Source organism: Bradyrhizobium sp. USDA 4354, assembly GCF_054060315.1.
The window spans coordinates 3,940,121-3,955,397 of the sequence record NZ_JBSSDC010000001.1 but is presented as its reverse complement, the minus strand read 5'-3'; the positions used below and the strand labels follow the sequence as shown (position 1 = coordinate 3,955,397).

Genomic DNA, 15,277 nt, shown 5'->3' with positions numbered 1-15,277 from the left:
GCCGCACGCTCGGATTTCCTTCTCCCCTTGTGGGAGAAGATGGCATAGTGTCCAGACCGGATAGATGGGTAACACAGTAGACCGGATGGATGGGTAACAGTTCTCTATCGGCTGGAGGATCAGCCGATGCCTTGGCGAGAGAGCTGTGCAATGGACCAGCGGATTAGCTTCATATCGGAACAGCGAACCGGCTTGTGGACGATGACGGAGCTTTGCGAGCGATACGAGATCAGCCGCAAGACCGGTTACAAATGGCTGGATCGTTACCGGTTGGAGGGACCTGGAGGACTTGCCGATCGCTCCCACGCCGCGCGGGTGCATGGGCGAGCGACGCCGCAGCACATTGTGGATGCGATCGTTGGGCTGCGGCTCGAGCGGCCGAGCTGGGGACCGCGCAAGATCGTCAGCAAGCTTGAGGCTCGCCAAGGGGATGTCGATTGGCCGTCGGCCTCGACGGCGGGCGAGATTCTCAAGCGGGCGGGACTGGTCAGCAGCCGTCGGGTCCGGCGACGAGCGCCGCCGCGTATGGGACAACTGACGGTGCCGCAGCATGCCAACCATGTATGGGCTCTCGATCACAAGGGCTGGATCCGGCTGGGCGACGGATCTCGCGTTGAGCCCTTCACGGTGACCGATGGCTTCAGCCGCTATTTGATTAGCCTGGCGGCGACGGGCAGCACGCAATATGCCGAGTGCCAACCGCTGCTGGAGCGGGCGTTTCGCGAGCACGGCTTGCCGCAGATCATCCGTTCCGACAACGGCTCGCCGTTCGCCTCAACCGGAACCACCGGTCTGACGGCGCTGTCGGTATGGTGGATCAAGCTTGGCATCAGTCATGAACGAATTGATCCTGGCCATCCGCAGCAGAACGGCCGACACGAGCGTTTTCACCTCACGCTTCTGGAAGCCATGCGGCCACCGCCGCCGACCAAGACCGCGCAAGCCCGCCGGTTCGCAGCATTTGTGCGCGACTACAACGAAGAACGGCCGCACGAGGCACTTGGGCAGCGTCCACCTGCCAGCGCCTACCACGCTTCTCCTCGTGCGATGCCAAGTCGGCTTCCGGAGCCGGATTATCCGGTCGAAGCGGCGGTGCGCCAGGTTCGCTCCAATGGCGAGATCAAATGGCGCGGCGATCTCATCCATCTCTGCAGCGCTCTCGCTGGGGAAACCGTTGCCGTGGAGGAAGCCGCTGACGGGCAATGGCAAGTACGTTTCTTCAACGTGCCGATCGGCATCATCGACCAAAAAACATCAACGCTGCGGCGCTGCGCTAGCGCAGCGCCGCAGCGGACCGAACCATGAACGACTGTTACCCATCCATCCGGTCTGTTTTGTTACCCATCCATCCGCTGGACAATAGGCGGCCTTTGGCCGCCGTTCTTGAGAACGCCGAAGCGAAGCTTCGGCTATAGCGCCGGATGAGGGGTTCTATCCGTGGACTCAAATGAGAGTTGGGCTCGTGGAGAGAACCCCTCGCCCGGCTTCGCTGCCGCGAAGCCACCTCTCCCACAGGGGGCCCACAGGGGGAGAGGGTGCACCTCCATTGCGGTGACAGGCCCAAAGCTAGAAATTCACCCCGAACACCAGTCGCGCCTGATGCCGCTCGAAATTGACGAGGTCGAGATTGGCTCCCGATCCGGCCGGACGTCCCCAGGCTTGCATGCTCCAGCTCATGGTCAGCCGCGAACGTGGGGAGAGCTGGAAATAGGCAGTGGGGCCGACGAACAGGGCCTGGCCCGCGAGCTCACCGAGACCGATACCTTCATATTGCCGGAAATAGCGCATCTCGCCGCCGAGGAGCACATCGGGCCGGACGCGCACCAGGGTAGCAAACGCCGCGCCGATCGTTGAGCTCTTCTCGGACACCCCTCCAACCTCGAAGCGCGCCCACTCCGGTTGATAGGTCAGGTTGAGGGCACCGATGACGAAGTTCGGGATGAGCTCGCGGTCGAAGGCCAGCGTGAAATCGGTGCCATACATCCGCCCTTTCGCGCCGCTGGTCTCGTCGATGCGGTCGCCGTGGAGCTCGGCAGCGACAGTGAAGCCGAACGGCGCGCGCGCGCGGTCGAGCAGGCGATAGCGCAGGTCGAGCGAGGCGCCCTGGAAGTTGAACTGGCGGCGGTCGTCGATATCAGGGACGCCGGTGATGTCGTGCAAGCTGGCGGCGCCGCCGACCTCGATACGAAAATTCGGCAGCGGCACCACCTCGATCTCGACCTCGTGCTCAAGGGCGCGATAGGTGCCACCGCCCTTGCCGAAGCGGCCCGTCGTCTCCGTCTGGAATTCGCGCTCGCCGACATTGCCGACGTCGGTGCCGATCATGAAGCCGAAGATATGCTCGGTATCAGAGCCTTCTTCGGCGCTGGTGCGTGCCGGTACCAGCGCGATCACGCACCCAATCACCATCCAGAACTTACAGGCTCTGCCGCCCATCCCGTGCCCCAAAGGCGCGCGCCGCTCTGATGCGGCAGCAGCGCTGACCGAGCATCAGCGTAACACACTGCCGCAGAGCATGGTCGAGATTTTGATGGGAGAGGATCGAAGCCTCTGCACGGGCGGCTTCGCGGCAATCGCAAAGCACCGAGCACAACAAGGCCAAGCCGAGTCCGACACTGCCACGGCCGCGACGGCGTTCGCCATCGAAGCCGCGGCAGGTCGTCGGTCTTACTTGCGCGAAGCGCAGGCGTACATGTTGATTTCCATGCCGACCGGCACTTCCACGATCTTCGGAGCTTTCCAAGCCATTCGGGTCTCCCAAAGGTATTGAGCGCGACATCGCGCGGCGCAAAACCTAGGGCTGCGTCAGGTGCAGTTCAAGCCTCGATTCGACTGCCGAGAGCGTCTGTGTCGATTCTTCGCGGCTGCATTTCTCTCTCGGACAAAGCCAGTTCCCTCTTGGTCAAAAACGACCAGCGAGACACGACCTTGTGCAATGCACCGCACGTCGAATCGCACAACGCGCCGTCAGCAGCCCTTGTCGGCCATTTCAGCATTCGGCTTGGCGCCTTCGGCGCGCTGGGCTGCCGTCGGCTCACTCTGCATTTGCCGCTGCGCATCCTCGGACGAAGCCGGCGTTTCACCGCTTGCACGATTCATCGTGCTGGTCGGCGGATGCTGACTGGTATCACTCGCTGAACTGGACGAGTGCGATTGCGCGGAGCCCACGGTAACCGGACCAGAACCAGCATCCTTGTCGGTGCTGGCGCTGCCGGTGTTGCACGGACCGGCGAGGGCAACGCCGCCGCTCAACGTCAGGATCGCGCAGGCAGCAAGAACGGATCGTTTTGTGTTCATCTGCATCTCCTCTTCTCCCGCCGCGCAGCCCCGGCGCCAGGCAGGACATGCGGAGAAAACAGGCCGAGCAGCCCGATGTTCCCGACTGTCAGACCGGAACGATCGCAAACGTCGCGCTCCTCATGTCTGTTCCGGTTGCGGCGCTCACCGCAACAATCGCAACAGCGCGCGGCCGGCGCGCGAGTTCAGCTCCTTCGCATCCAGCGTTCCGTCCTTATCGGGATTCGCTGCGTTGAAGCGCTGCTCGACCACTGAGAGATACTCGTCGAGCGTAAGGGTCCCGTCGCGATCAGGGTCGGCGGCAGCGAGTGCTTTCGCCGTCAACCGTCCACGCAATTCGCGCGCATCAAGCGTGCCGTCATGATCGGGATCGAGCTTTGCGAACAATGCGGCGGCCGCCTTCTTCACCTCGGCAAGATCGACCGTGCCGTCATTGTCGGTGTCGAGCAACTTGACCGCATTGCCGGAGGCCGACCACGCCGGACCGGCCGACAATGCAATCGCAAGTGCAAGGGCAATTGAACGACGCGAAATCATCAAGACAACTCCCTGACGAGGAGCCCCGGATCGGCGGGGATCAGAGACGACATAAATCCATAAGCGGACCTCGGTTCAAGCCCGGAATTGCAACTTGCACGCGCCACGGCCCAGGAACCCGGCCGAGCGCCCCCCCGCACCCGAGACTGCTTCGTGCCGCGGATTCTCAGCGTCTCCGCACAAGTGGGAGTTGCTTGCGTAAGGTTTCCGTAAGGTGACCGGCACCAGCCGTCCAACGAGATCGGCACGGCATTTACGACTTTCGTATTGACGCGTTTTGCTTTCAGGCGGAGTGTTGCAGTCGCAGCGTCAAAAGGCGCGCATATTGGGAGGAACGGATGAAACGCTTTGCGATGGCCGCGAGCCTCGTCATGCTTGCGTCAACCTGTGCAAATGCACAAACCACCGAGCAGCTGGTCAAGGGTGCGGCCGACACGTCGAATGTTCTCAATTATGGAATGGGCTACAATCTCCAGCGCTTCTCGACGCTGAAGCAGATCAACAGGGACACCGTCAAGAACCTTGTCCCGGTCTGGAATTACTCCTTTAACGACGATCGCAGCGAGGAATCGCAACCGCTGGTGTACCAGGGCGTGATCTACGTGACCTCGCACAACGCGACCATGGCGGTCGATGCCAAGACCGGCAAGCAGATCTGGAAGACCAAGGTCGAGTATCCCGCCGAGACGCCGCGCATCGTCTGCTGCGGCATCATCAACCGCGGCGCCGCGCTGTACGACGGCAAGGTATTCCGCACCACGCTCGACGCTCATGTAATCGCGCTCGACGCCAAGAACGGCAAGGAGCTGTGGCGGCAGAAGGCGGCCGACATCAAGGAAGGCTATTCCATGACGGTGGCCCCGCTGGTCGCCGACGGTGTCGTCATCACCGGCATCTCCGGCGCAGAGTTCGGCACCCGCGGCTTCATCGACGGCTGGGATCCGGCGACGGGCAAGCACCTATGGCGCACCCATTCGATCCCCTCGCCGGATGAGCCCGGCGGCGACACCTGGAAGGGCGATACCTGGAAGCTCGGCGGCGGCTCGACCTGGATCACGGGCTCTTATGATCCCGAGCTGAACACGATCTATTGGGGCATCGGCAATCCCGGCCCGTTCAATTCGGCGGTGCGCCCGGGCGACAATCTCTACACCTGCTCCGTGCTGGCGTTGGATCCCAAGACCGGCAAGATCAAGTGGCACTACCAGTTCTCGCCGAACAACCCGTTCGACTATGACGCGGTGGCCGAGATGGTCCTCGCCGACGTGAACGTCGAGGGCAAGCCGACCAAGGCACTGATGAATGCCAACCGCAACGGCTTCTTCTACGTGCTCGACCGCACCAACGGCAAGTTGCTCGCGGCCAATCCTTACGTGAAGGTGAACTGGGCGACCGGCATCGACATGAAGACCGGACGTCCGGTCGAGACCGACGTGTCGAAGGACGCGCGCGAGGGCAAGAAGGTCACGGTCTACCCATCGATCCTGGGCGGCAAGAACTGGGAGCCGATGTCGTTCAATCCGCAGACCGGCCTGGCCTATGCCAACACGCTTGCCTTCGGCGGCCGATACAAGACCGAGCCCGTCACCTACAAGCAGGGTGAATGGTATCTCGGCATGGACCTGACCGACCTGTGGGAGTTTGGTGACGGCCCGCGCGGTCACCTCAAGGCAATCGACCCCATGACCGGCAAATCGAAATGGGAAGCGCCGAGCGACATTCCCCGCTTCTCGGGCGTGCTGTCGACGGCCGGCGGCGTGGTGTTCTCGGGTCAGCTGACCGGCGAGTTCGAGGCCTTCGATGCCGATACTGGCAAGAAGCTCTGGCAGTTCCAGACCGGCTCCGGCATCGAGGGACAGCCGGTGACTTGGCAGCAGGACGGCGTGCAATACGTCGCCGTGACGAGCGGCTATGGCGGCGTCTACTCGCTGTTCTCGGGCGACGAGCGGCTGGCCAAAGTGCCGCCCGGCGGCTCGCTGTGGGTCTTTGCGGTCAAGCAGTAACCACGGCACGATGCTGAGAGAAGTATCACACAGGACGGTGGCGACGATCGCCACCGTCGCGGTGTTGACGGTCGCGCTTGCGGCGACCGTTCGCGCCGCGGATGACGCAACCGGCAATCCGCTGCAGGCGCAGATCGACCATGGCAAGTCGACCTACGCCGCGAAATGCTCGCACTGCCACGGGCCCAATCTGATGAACTCCGGCACCATCACGCCGGACCTGCGCGCCATCCCAGACGACAAGACGCGCTTCGTCACCACCGTGAAGAACGGCAAGAACAACAAGATGCCGCCCTGGGGCGACATCCTCAGCGACGACCAGATCGGCGATCTCTGGGCCTTCATCTCCAGCCGGAGGAAGCCATGAGGGGCCGGCGCGTCGTCTGGAGCATTGCGGCCTTTCTTTCCGCGATGGCGTCGGTCGCTCTTGCTGCCGACGATCCCTTGAAGATCTGTCTCGACGAAGACCGGCCGCCGCTCTCGATGCACCACCGCGGCAAGCCGGATGCCGGCTTCGACGTGCTGCTGGCCAAGGCGATCGCGGAGCGGCTCGGACGGCCGCTGGCGATCCAATGGTTCGAGAGCCGGTTGGACGAGGATTCGAGCCCGCAGCTCGAAGCCAATGCGCTGCTCTCGGATGGGCGCTGCTCGCTCGTCGGCGGCTACGCGCTGACGCAGGATTCGCTCGTCGTGCCCGGGATGAAGACGGCGCGCTTGCCGGATTTCGCCGGGGCAACGCGAGACGATCGACGGCGTCGCGTCGCGCTCGGCGTGCTCGCGCCGAGCCAGCCTTACGTCTATTCGCCGATGACGGTGGTGCTGGGGCCGAAGGCCCGCGACCGCAAGATCGGCGACATCGGCGATCTCACTGGGCTTCGCCTCGTCGTCGAAAGCGGGTCGCTCGGCGACGCCATCCTGATGACCTTCGACAAGGGACGCCTGATCGACAGCATCACCCATCTCGTCCCCGGCCGCGACGATCTCCTGGGCGCGCTCCAGCGCGGCGACCATGACGCGACGCTGATCGATCTTGCCCGTTTCGACGCCCATCGCGCCGCGCACCCCGACACGGCGATCACGCCGTCCGGCTACTACTACCCGATCGGAGCCAATCGCGGCTATGTCGGGCTCGCCAGCGATGGCGCCCTGATCGGGGCGGTCAACAAGGCGCTGACGGAGCTCGCCGCTGAGGGCAAGATCGCCGAGTTCGGCAAGCAGGCCGGCCTCACCTATCTGCCGCCGCGCGAGCCGGCGATTCTGGGCGACGTCTGGACGAAAATCATTCAGCGGTGATCGGAACTGCCCTGGTGTCCCGGACGCACTGCAACGCCTCTTAGCGTTGCTGCGCAGAGCCGGGACCCAATGCGGGATAGCTTGCGGTTGAGGCATGGCCCCGGCTCTGCAGCGCACCGCTGAAGTCGCGCTGCGCTGCGTCCGGCGCACGAACGCCGCGCCCACCATGTCCCACCCAGTCCGACTGAATGCGCCAATCTGTCTCGCGCGCCGACCATGCCGGCGCCAGCCTGATGCAGTAGGTTCGGCAAAACTCCGGGAGAGAATCATGTCCGCCAAACTCGATCGCCGCCACTTCATCGCCGCCGGTACCACTGCACTGGCGCTGCCGTTCGTCGTGCGCAACGCATCGGCGCAAAGCACATCGCAAGGCACCTGGCCGGCGCGGCAGATTCGCATGATTTGCAGCTATCCCGCCGGCGGCCAGACCGACCTGCTCGCGCGCGCCTATGGCGAGTTCATCTCCAAGCAGATCGGCAAGACCGTCGTCATCGAGAACAAGCCCGGCGCCTCCGGCGCGATCGGCACGGCGGAGGTCGCCCGCGCCGAGCCCGACGGCCACACCATCCTGTGCTCGATCTCGACCACCTACATCATGAACCGGGTGGTGATGAAGAATCCCGGCTACGACATGGACAAGGACCTGACGCTCGTCAGCGTCATTCCGGGCGCGGGCCTGTTGCTGGTGGCGAACCCGAAAACCGGGGTCAAGACGCTGGAGGATTTCGTCGCCTTCGCGCGCAAGAGCGGCAAGGTGAACTTCGGCACCTACAGCGCGGGCTCGGCTCCGCACATGACCATCAACGAGCTCAACAAGCAGTATGGCCTCAACATCGAGCCGGTGCACTATCGCGGCGAGGCGCCGATGTGGACGGGAATGCTGGAAGGCACGCTCGATGCCGCGATGGGCAGCTACACGGCTGCACAGTCGGTACTGCAAAGCGACCGCGGCACCGTCTTCGCCGTGCATTCGAAGAAGGTCGATGCAATTCCGACCATCAAGACTCTTCCCGAGCAGGGCGCGACGTCAAAATTCTTCACCGTGAGCGGATTCACCGGCTGGGCCGTGCCGAAGGCGACGCCGCAGCCGGTGGTCGACCGCATCGCCGAGCTCTGCGTCGCCGCCAACAACGATCCGAAAGTGAAGGAGGTTCTCACGACTTTCGTGCTCGAACCCGCGATCGGCTTCAAGGAGACCAATGCGCTGTATCAGCGCGAGCTGCCGATCTGGATCGAGAGCGCAAAGTCGCTGGGCCTCGAGCCGGCCTGAGCTTCGAGCGGCCCGAACTTCGAGCGGCCCGAACTTCGAGCCCTGGCCGGCGTGCCGGTTGCTCGCATCCGGGCCCGGCGTCCGATCGAAGCCTAATCTTACTCAGTCAGAAAGCCCCGGCCGGCGCGCGGCCTAGTGCTCGCCCGAAGTCGCCGTGCCCTGCTGCGCCTTGTGGATCGAGGACGGCACCACGCCGAAATATTTCCGGAACACCCGGCTGAAATGCGATGAACTCGAGAAGCCCCAGGAGAAGGCGACGTCGGTGATGGTCTTGCCGGCGTGGGCCTCGAGCTCCTGGCGGCAGTTCTGCAACCGCGCCTGCCAGATGTAGTCGCTCACCGTGGTGCCGCGCTCCGAGAACAACATGTGCAGATAGCGCTTGGAGCAACCGAGCTCAGCCGAGATCTGGTCGATGCACAGATCCGGATCGCGCAAGTGCTCTCGGATGAAGAATTGCGCGCGCACATACATCGCTTCAGGTCCGACACGATCGAACATCGTGTCGGCTTCGCGCAGCGGCAGCAGCAACAGGTCGATCAGCGAATCGGCGACGCCGACCGCGCTGTTCGCCGACAATTTTGCGGCCTCGTCGAAGGTGGCATGGACGAAATCGTGGGCGATCCGCCCGGTACCCGTCTTCGCCGTCAATTTGCAGGCAGGCATCCGCTGCGACGGGAATCCGCGGTCGCGCAGCAGCGCCTTCGGCACGATCACCACGTCGTGACGGGTAAAGGCGGGGCTGATGATCGAATGCGGGCAGGAGACGTCATAGGCGATGATGTCGCCGGGGTTGATCTCGATGTGGCGACCTTCCTGCTCGAAATAGGACACGCCGTAAGTTTGGAAGTGGATCTTTATGTACGGGTGTGCATTGGCCTTGGCGCGCGCAAGCGTATGCGCGATGCGATGTTGGCTGACCTCGATCTGGCAGAGCTTCAGACGCGAGACCGTGGTGTAATCGATGCGACCTTCGAGCGAGGACGCCTCCAGCGGATCGACGTCGAAATACCCGCACAGGCTCGTCAGCCCGTCGATCCAGCTCTGGATCTGCCGCTTCGGCGTCATTCCGGTCGTCGAGAGCGTGTGAATGGTGTCGGACATTAATCCAGCCACTGGTTTGATCCGGAGATTCGGCGCGAATCGCAACCAGCGCTGCCGGAGCCCTCAGCCGTGATTGCGGACGTTTACCTCGAATTTGAGCGGTCTCGTGCAACGAGCGCCATCGTTCCATTGCCACTCTTGAAACTTAATCCTCCGCCTTAGTTGCAGCGCCGTCAAGGGGAACCTGAGCGCGGAAGGCGGCCTCAAAGGCGCACCGAAGCCGCTGAATTCGCTACTGCAAAATCAAAATCTTCGCCTCCGTGCGCTGTCAAGCAAACCGGCTTCTCTCTTGGGCAAGTTTCCCAACGACGAAGTCGTTAGGGATTGCGGCAGGAACAACAAGAACGGGCCGCTCCCGCACGTGGACCCGTGGCTCTCATCAGGAGGAGGAAACAGCACAGCATCGTTTCTGGTCCCAATCGTGACCGCCCTGCACGAGCAGACGCCGGACGAGAAGCCCGGCGATTGAGCAATGCTTCGGAAACAATAAACGAGACCAACGGAGGAATAACTATGCGCAAGGTGCTACTGGCGACCTATCTCGGCTCCGCGGCGGTTCTCGCCGTCGGCAGCGCTTCAGCCAATGAAGAGCTGATCAAGATGTCGCAGAACCCGAAGGACTGGGTGATGCCGGCGGGTGATTACGCCAACACCCGCTATTCCAAGCTGAATCAGATCAACGCTCAGAACGTCGGCAAGCTCCAGGTCGCCTGGACGTTCTCGACCGGCGTGCTGCGCGGCCATGAAGGCGGGCCGCTGATCATCGGCAACGTCATGTACGTCCACACGCCGTTCCCGAACAAGGTCTATGCTCTTGACCTTTCCAACGAGAACAAGATCATCTGGAAGTACGAGCCGAAGCAGGATCCGAACGTCATTCCGGTGATGTGCTGCGACACGGTCAACCGCGGCCTGTCCTACGGTGACGGCAAGATCATCCTGCATCAGGCCGACACCAACCTCGTCGCGCTCGACGCAAAAACCGGCCAGGTGGCCTGGTCGGCGACCAACGGCAATCCCGCGAAGGGTGAGACCGGCACGTCGGCCGCACTGGTCGTCAAGGACAAGGTCCTGGTCGGCATCTCCGGCGGTGAGTTCGGCGTGCAGTGCCACGTCACCGCTTACGACCTCAAGAGCGGCAAACAGGTCTGGCGCGCCTACTCCGAAGGCCCGGACGACCAGATCAAGATCGATCCGGCCAAGACGACGTCGCTCGGCAAGCCGGTTGGGCCCGACTCCAGCTTGAAGACCTGGCAAGGCGATCAGTGGAAGATCGGCGGCGGCTGCACCTGGGGCTGGATCTCCTACGATCCCGCTTTGAACATGGTCTATTACGGCTCGGGCAACCCCTCCACCTGGAATCCGAAGCAGCGTCCGGGTGACAACAAATGGTCGATGACCATCTTCGCGCGCGACGCGGACACCGGCATGGCCAAGTGGGTCTACCAGATGACGCCCCACGACGAGTGGGACTATGACGGCGTCAACGAGATGATCCTCACCGATCAGCAGATCAACGGCCAGCCGCGCAAGCTCCTGACCCATTTCGACCGTAACGGCCTCGCCTACACGATGGACCGCGAGAACGGTGAACTGCTGGTCGCCGAGAAATACGATCCGAAGGTGAACTGGACCTCCGGCGTCGACATGAACAAGAGCTCTCCGACCTATGGCCGCCCGAAGGTGCTCGACGCGGCTTCGACGGACAAGGCGGGCGAGGATGTCAACGTGAAGGGCATCTGCCCGGCCGCGCTCGGCACCAAGGACGAGCAGCCGGCAGCCTACTCGCCGGACACGCAGCTGTTCTACGTTCCGACCAACCACGTCTGCATGGACTACGAACCGTTCAAGGTGAGCTACACCGCGGGCCAGCCCTATGTGGGTGCGACGCTCTCGATGTATCCGCCGCAGGGTGAAAGCCACATGGGCAACTTCATCGCCTGGGACAACAAGACCGGCAAGATCGTCTGGTCGAACAAGGAGCAGTTCTCGGTCTGGTCGGGTGCGCTCGCAACGGCAGGCGGCGTGGTGTTCTACGGCACGCTCGAAGGCTACCTGAAAGCGGTCGATGCGAAGTCCGGCAAGGAGCTCTACAAGTTCAAGACTCCCTCCGGCATCATCGGCAACGTCACCACCTATGAGAACAACGGCAAGCAGTACGTTGCCGTGCTCTCCGGCGTGGGTGGCTGGGCCGGCATCGGTCTTGCGGCAGGTCTGACCGACCCGACCGCAGGTCTCGGCGCCGTCGGCGGCTACGCGGCCCTCAGCAACTACACGGCGCTCGGCGGCACGCTGACCGTGTTCTCGCTGCCGAACTAGGCCCATCAGCATCGCTCCGGCGCGTGGAATCACCTCCACGCGCCGGCTCGTCTCCACCGAACGCCTTCGAGGAAGAATCTCTTGCGTAAAATCTGCTCTGTCATTGCTGTGATGATCTTCGTTGCGTCCGGAGGAGTTGCGGTCGCGGACGGTCCGGGCGACCCGACTGCGGTGAAGAAGGAAGACGACGGAAAGTGGCTCGATAAGGAGGGAAATCCCACCTACAAGATTTCGGCCGACGGCACCGTGGACTGGTTCACCTATTCCGGATACCGCCGCTATCACTCAGACTGTCATGTGTGCCATGGCCCCGACGGCATGGGCTCCACCTACGCACCGGCGCTGAAGGATTCCGTCAAGTCGATGAGCTATGGCGACTTTATCGGCGTGATCGCCTCCGGTCGCAAGAACATCTCGACTGCACAGGAGAACGTCATGCCGGCCTTCGGCGACAATCCGAACGTCGCCTGCTACATGGACGATCTGTACGTCTATCTGCGCGCCCGCTCCACCGAAGCATGGGGCCGGCAGCGTCCCTCCAAGAAGGAGGAGAAACCGGAGGCCTACACCAAGGCGGAAGACGCCTGCATGGGCAAGAAATGAACACTACGAGGACTGCCGAGACCACCTCTTGGCGCCTGACGAGAATCTGAGGAGTTTACGATGAAGACACGTGCCGCCGTTGCTTTCGAAGCCAAGAAGCCGCTCGAGATCGTCGAGGTCGATCTGGAAGGCCCGAAGGCCGGCGAAGTCCTGGTCGAGATCAAGGCGACGGGCATCTGCCACACCGACGCCTACACGCTCGACGGCTTCGACAGCGAGGGAATCTTCCCGTCGATCCTGGGACATGAGGGAGCGGGCATCATCCGCGAGATCGGCCCGGGCGTGACCTCGGTGAAACCGGGCGATCACGTCATCCCGCTTTACACGCCGGAATGCCGGCAGTGCAAAAGCTGCCTCAGCCAGAAGACCAATCTCTGCACCGCGATCCGCGCGACGCAGGGCAAGGGCGTGATGCCTGACGGCACCAGCCGCTTCTCCTACAAAGGCAAGCCGATCTACCACTACATGGGCTGCTCGACCTTCTCGAACTTCACCGTGCTGCCCGAGATCGCGGTCGCCAAGATCCGCGAGGACGCCCCGTTCGACAAAAGCTGCTACGTCGGCTGCGGCGTCACCACCGGCGTCGGCGCCGTCGTCAATACCGCCAAGGTCGAGCCCGGCGCCAACGTGGTCGTGTTCGGCCTCGGTGGCATCGGCCTCAACGTCATCCAGGGCGCCAAGATGGCCGGCGCCGACAAGATCATCGGCGTCGACATCAACGACTCCAAGGAGGAGTGGGGCAAGCGGTTCGGCATGACCCACTTCGTCAACCCGAAGAAGGTCACCGGCGACATCGTCCAGCACCTCGTCGGCCTCACCGACGGCGGTGCCGACTACACCTTCGACTGCACCGGCAACACCACCGTGATGCGCCAGGCGCTGGAAGCCTGCCATCGCGGCTGGGGCACCTCGATCATCATCGGCGTCGCCGAAGCCGGCAAGGAGATTTCCACCCGCCCGTTCCAGCTCGTCACCGGGCGCAACTGGCGCGGCACGGCCTTCGGCGGCGCGCGCGGCCGCACCGACGTGCCGAAGATCGTCGACTGGTACATGAACGGAAAGATCCAGATCGATCCGATGATCACCCACGTCCTCAAGCTCGAGGAGATCAACAAGGGTTTTGACCTCATGCACGAGGGCAAATCCATCCGTTCAGTCGTCGTGTTCTAGCTCGCACATCACACCAAGGAGGATCGACCCATGACTGTTGCACTCCATCCCTCGATCGACAACGGCATCAAGCAGGGCAGCGGCAGCTTTGCCGGCGGTACGCTGGTCTGCAAATGCAAGGACCATCCGGTCAAGGTCGGCATCAAGGGCGATGTCGCCCACAACCACGCCTGTGGCTGCACCAAGTGCTGGAAGCCGCAAGGAGCGACCTTCTCCGTCGTTGCCGTGGTGCCACGCCAGAACGTCACCGTGCTCGAGAACGGCGACAAGCTCCAGATCGTCGATCCCTCCGCGGTGATCCAGCGCTATGCCTGCAAGGCCTGCGGCACGCACATGTACGGCCGGATCGAGAACAAGAACCATCCGTTCTATGGCCTCGACTTCATCCATCCCGAACTGTTCCAGGAGCAGGGCTCGCAGGCGCCGCAATTCGCCGCCTTCGTCTCCTCGGTGATCGAATCGGGCGTGAAGCCCGAGCAGATGGCCGGAATCCGTTCGCGGCTGAAGGAAATCGGCCTCGAGCCCTATGACTGCCTGTCGCCGGCACTGATGGACGCGATCGCGACCCATGTGGCGAAAGCCAAAGCCGCCTAGGAAGGCCGCCTGAGCTGGCTGGCCGCCGAGCCTTGGCCAGACATTCTTCGGCTCGCTGGCACACCTATCGCCGCCAGCGAGCCGCACAGGTCCCGCGCTCCGGGACCGCCGCGGCGATGCCGCCGCTTCTGCACCACGCGTATGTGAGGGCCATCAGCTCCTCAGTCCTGGTCTCTGAATGACTGCGCAGGACCGCCCGCTTCCTACTCGAAGCTCGCGGGGCTTGCGTTCTCCCTCCCTCGACTGAGGCATCCTGCTTCGTCCGCGCAGTCTTTCTGGCGGACGAAGCTTTTTTCGTTGCGCCTATTTCACAAGCACGCGGCGTGATGACGCGCCCTGCTTTTGACAAACCATCTATGCAATCTTTTCCCGGTGAGAACACTCGGCTGTGAACGCCGGGCCGGGGAGATCTCTGCTACGGTCGCCCCGTCACGATGCCGCGCGAAATACAATCAATTAAGAACAATACGGGAGGTATCGAGCACATCCAGACATCGCCATCAGCGTTCCTGCCTCCCTCCGGGATTTGCCCGCGTGGGATGACGGCGGAATCTGGGCGAAAACGATGCACGAACCGTCGCCCATTGGCGTCGGCGGACTTCGAATTTGGCATGCTTATGAAGAGCGAGGGACGATCATGATCAAGGTGAAGATCAACGGCCAGGAACAGAGCTGGGACGGCGACCCGGATCTCCCGCTACTCTGGTTCCTGCGTGACGAGGCTGGGCTGACCGGCACCAAATACGGCTGCGGCCAGGCCCTGTGCGGCGCCTGCACCGTCATCGTCGACAAGGAGGCCGTCCGCGCTTGCATCACCTCGGTGAACGACGTTGCCGGACGCGAAGTCACCACGATCGAGGGACTACACCCCACCGGCGATCACCCGGTGCAGAAGGCCTGGCGCGAGCTCAACGTGCCCCAATGCGGCTTTTGCCAGGCCGGCCAGATCATGCAGGGCGCAGCACTCCTGATGGACAACCCAAAACCCTCGCACGACCAGATCCGCGAGGCGATGTCCGGCAACATCTGCCGCTGCGGCTGCTACCAGCGCATCGAGAACGCCGTCCATCTCGCATCGACGGGAGTGTGA

15 protein-coding genes are annotated in these 15,277 nt (G+C 63.0%); 10 read left to right on the top strand and 5 right to left on the bottom strand.

Features of this window, described 5'->3' with window-relative positions; all coding sequences use genetic code 11:
- Positions 1–126 precede the first annotated feature (126 nt).
- Positions 127–1,305 carry an IS481 family transposase gene (locus ACVIIV_RS17995; RefSeq protein ID WP_456743958.1) on the top strand — a complete coding sequence of 393 codons (1,179 nt, stop codon included), beginning with the start codon at positions 127–129 and terminating at the stop codon, positions 1,303–1,305.
- 261 nt (positions 1,306–1,566) lie between these two features.
- Here the strand turns inward: ACVIIV_RS17995 and ACVIIV_RS17990 are convergent, their stop codons facing one another.
- The 4 genes from ACVIIV_RS17990 to ACVIIV_RS17975 form a co-directional block, all read right to left on the bottom strand.
- Positions 1,567–2,436 carry a hypothetical protein gene (locus ACVIIV_RS17990; RefSeq protein WP_456745346.1) on the bottom strand — a complete coding sequence of 290 codons (870 nt, stop codon included), beginning with the start codon at positions 2,434–2,436 and terminating at the stop codon, positions 1,567–1,569.
- A 231-nt stretch (positions 2,437–2,667) separates the two neighbouring features.
- Complete coding sequence (gene pqqA / locus ACVIIV_RS17985; protein WP_008562446.1) at positions 2,668–2,748, bottom strand: pyrroloquinoline quinone precursor peptide PqqA; 81 nt, start codon at positions 2,746–2,748, stop codon at positions 2,668–2,670.
- A 219-nt stretch (positions 2,749–2,967) separates the two neighbouring features.
- On the bottom strand, positions 2,968–3,297 hold the full coding sequence (locus ACVIIV_RS17980) for a hypothetical protein (protein WP_456745345.1): 330 nt from the start codon (positions 3,295–3,297) through the stop codon (positions 2,968–2,970).
- Positions 3,298–3,441: 144 nt separating this feature from the next.
- Entirely contained in the window at positions 3,442–3,834 is a 393-nt protein-coding gene (locus ACVIIV_RS17975; RefSeq protein ID WP_456745344.1) for a calcium-binding protein, read from the bottom strand.
- Positions 3,835–4,172: 338 nt separating this feature from the next.
- Between ACVIIV_RS17975 and ACVIIV_RS17970 the strand changes: the two genes are divergently transcribed.
- The 4 genes from ACVIIV_RS17970 (at position 4,173) to ACVIIV_RS17955 (ending at position 8,400) form a co-directional block, all read left to right on the top strand.
- Positions 4,173–5,837: a methanol/ethanol family PQQ-dependent dehydrogenase gene (locus ACVIIV_RS17970; protein ID WP_456745343.1), complete on the top strand. Its 1,665-nt coding sequence runs from the start codon at positions 4,173–4,175 to the stop codon at positions 5,835–5,837.
- A 10-nt stretch (positions 5,838–5,847) separates the two neighbouring features.
- Positions 5,848–6,204 (top strand): c-type cytochrome, encoded by a 357-nt coding sequence (locus ACVIIV_RS17965; protein ID WP_456745342.1) that lies wholly within the window; start codon positions 5,848–5,850, stop codon positions 6,202–6,204.
- Complete coding sequence (locus ACVIIV_RS17960) at positions 6,201–7,130, top strand: ABC transporter substrate-binding protein (protein WP_456745341.1); 930 nt, start codon at positions 6,201–6,203, stop codon at positions 7,128–7,130. The genes ACVIIV_RS17965 and ACVIIV_RS17960 overlap by 4 nt, the downstream gene beginning before the upstream one ends.
- Positions 7,131–7,398: 268 nt before the next feature.
- Positions 7,399–8,400, top strand: coding sequence for a Bug family tripartite tricarboxylate transporter substrate binding protein (locus ACVIIV_RS17955; RefSeq protein ID WP_456745340.1), 1,002 nt, complete (start codon positions 7,399–7,401; stop codon positions 8,398–8,400).
- A gap of 132 nt (positions 8,401–8,532) precedes the next feature.
- Here the strand turns inward: ACVIIV_RS17955 and ACVIIV_RS17950 are convergent, their stop codons facing one another.
- The gene (locus ACVIIV_RS17950) at positions 8,533–9,501 is read right to left on the bottom strand and encodes a helix-turn-helix domain-containing protein (protein WP_456745339.1); all 969 of its coding nucleotides are present in this window, start codon (positions 9,499–9,501) and stop codon (positions 8,533–8,535) included.
- Positions 9,502–10,014: 513 nt separating this feature from the next.
- On the opposite strand from ACVIIV_RS17950, the gene xoxF5 reads away from it, so the two are divergent.
- The 5 genes from xoxF5 (at position 10,015) to ACVIIV_RS17925 (ending at position 15,277) form a co-directional block, all read left to right on the top strand.
- Positions 10,015–11,820, top strand: coding sequence for a lanthanide-dependent methanol dehydrogenase XoxF5 (xoxF5, locus tag ACVIIV_RS17945; protein WP_456745338.1), 1,806 nt, complete (start codon positions 10,015–10,017; stop codon positions 11,818–11,820).
- Between the two features lie 111 nt (positions 11,821–11,931).
- Complete coding sequence (locus ACVIIV_RS17940) at positions 11,932–12,423, top strand: c-type cytochrome, methanol metabolism-related (protein ID WP_100232899.1); 492 nt, start codon at positions 11,932–11,934, stop codon at positions 12,421–12,423.
- Between the two features lie 60 nt (positions 12,424–12,483).
- The gene (locus ACVIIV_RS17935; protein WP_456745337.1) at positions 12,484–13,593 is read left to right on the top strand and encodes an S-(hydroxymethyl)glutathione dehydrogenase/class III alcohol dehydrogenase; all 1,110 of its coding nucleotides are present in this window, start codon (positions 12,484–12,486) and stop codon (positions 13,591–13,593) included.
- A 30-nt stretch (positions 13,594–13,623) separates the two neighbouring features.
- Positions 13,624–14,187: an S-(hydroxymethyl)glutathione synthase gene (gene gfa / locus ACVIIV_RS17930; protein WP_456745336.1), complete on the top strand. Its 564-nt coding sequence runs from the start codon at positions 13,624–13,626 to the stop codon at positions 14,185–14,187.
- A gap of 637 nt (positions 14,188–14,824) precedes the next feature.
- Complete coding sequence (locus tag ACVIIV_RS17925) at positions 14,825–15,277, top strand: (2Fe-2S)-binding protein (protein WP_456745335.1); 453 nt, start codon at positions 14,825–14,827, stop codon at positions 15,275–15,277.

Coding starts and splice junctions, on each gene's coding strand:
- ACVIIV_RS17995 (WP_456743958.1), top strand. CDS start 127: ATGCCTTGGCGAGAGAGCTGTGCAATGGACCAGCGGATTAGCTTCATA.
- ACVIIV_RS17990 (WP_456745346.1), bottom strand. CDS start 2,436: ATGGGCGGCAGAGCCTGTAAGTTCTGGATGGTGATTGGGTGCGTGATC.
- pqqA (WP_008562446.1), bottom strand. CDS start 2,748: ATGGCTTGGAAAGCTCCGAAGATCGTGGAAGTGCCGGTCGGCATGGAA.
- ACVIIV_RS17980 (WP_456745345.1), bottom strand. CDS start 3,297: ATGAACACAAAACGATCCGTTCTTGCTGCCTGCGCGATCCTGACGTTG.
- ACVIIV_RS17975 (WP_456745344.1), bottom strand. CDS start 3,834: ATGATTTCGCGTCGTTCAATTGCCCTTGCACTTGCGATTGCATTGTCG.
- ACVIIV_RS17970 (WP_456745343.1), top strand. CDS start 4,173: ATGAAACGCTTTGCGATGGCCGCGAGCCTCGTCATGCTTGCGTCAACC.
- ACVIIV_RS17965 (WP_456745342.1), top strand. CDS start 5,848: ATGCTGAGAGAAGTATCACACAGGACGGTGGCGACGATCGCCACCGTC.
- ACVIIV_RS17960 (WP_456745341.1), top strand. CDS start 6,201: ATGAGGGGCCGGCGCGTCGTCTGGAGCATTGCGGCCTTTCTTTCCGCG.
- ACVIIV_RS17955 (WP_456745340.1), top strand. CDS start 7,399: ATGTCCGCCAAACTCGATCGCCGCCACTTCATCGCCGCCGGTACCACT.
- ACVIIV_RS17950 (WP_456745339.1), bottom strand. CDS start 9,501: ATGTCCGACACCATTCACACGCTCTCGACGACCGGAATGACGCCGAAG.
- xoxF5 (WP_456745338.1), top strand. CDS start 10,015: ATGCGCAAGGTGCTACTGGCGACCTATCTCGGCTCCGCGGCGGTTCTC.
- ACVIIV_RS17940 (WP_100232899.1), top strand. CDS start 11,932: ATGATCTTCGTTGCGTCCGGAGGAGTTGCGGTCGCGGACGGTCCGGGC.
- ACVIIV_RS17935 (WP_456745337.1), top strand. CDS start 12,484: ATGAAGACACGTGCCGCCGTTGCTTTCGAAGCCAAGAAGCCGCTCGAG.
- gfa (WP_456745336.1), top strand. CDS start 13,624: ATGACTGTTGCACTCCATCCCTCGATCGACAACGGCATCAAGCAGGGC.
- ACVIIV_RS17925 (WP_456745335.1), top strand. CDS start 14,825: ATGATCAAGGTGAAGATCAACGGCCAGGAACAGAGCTGGGACGGCGAC.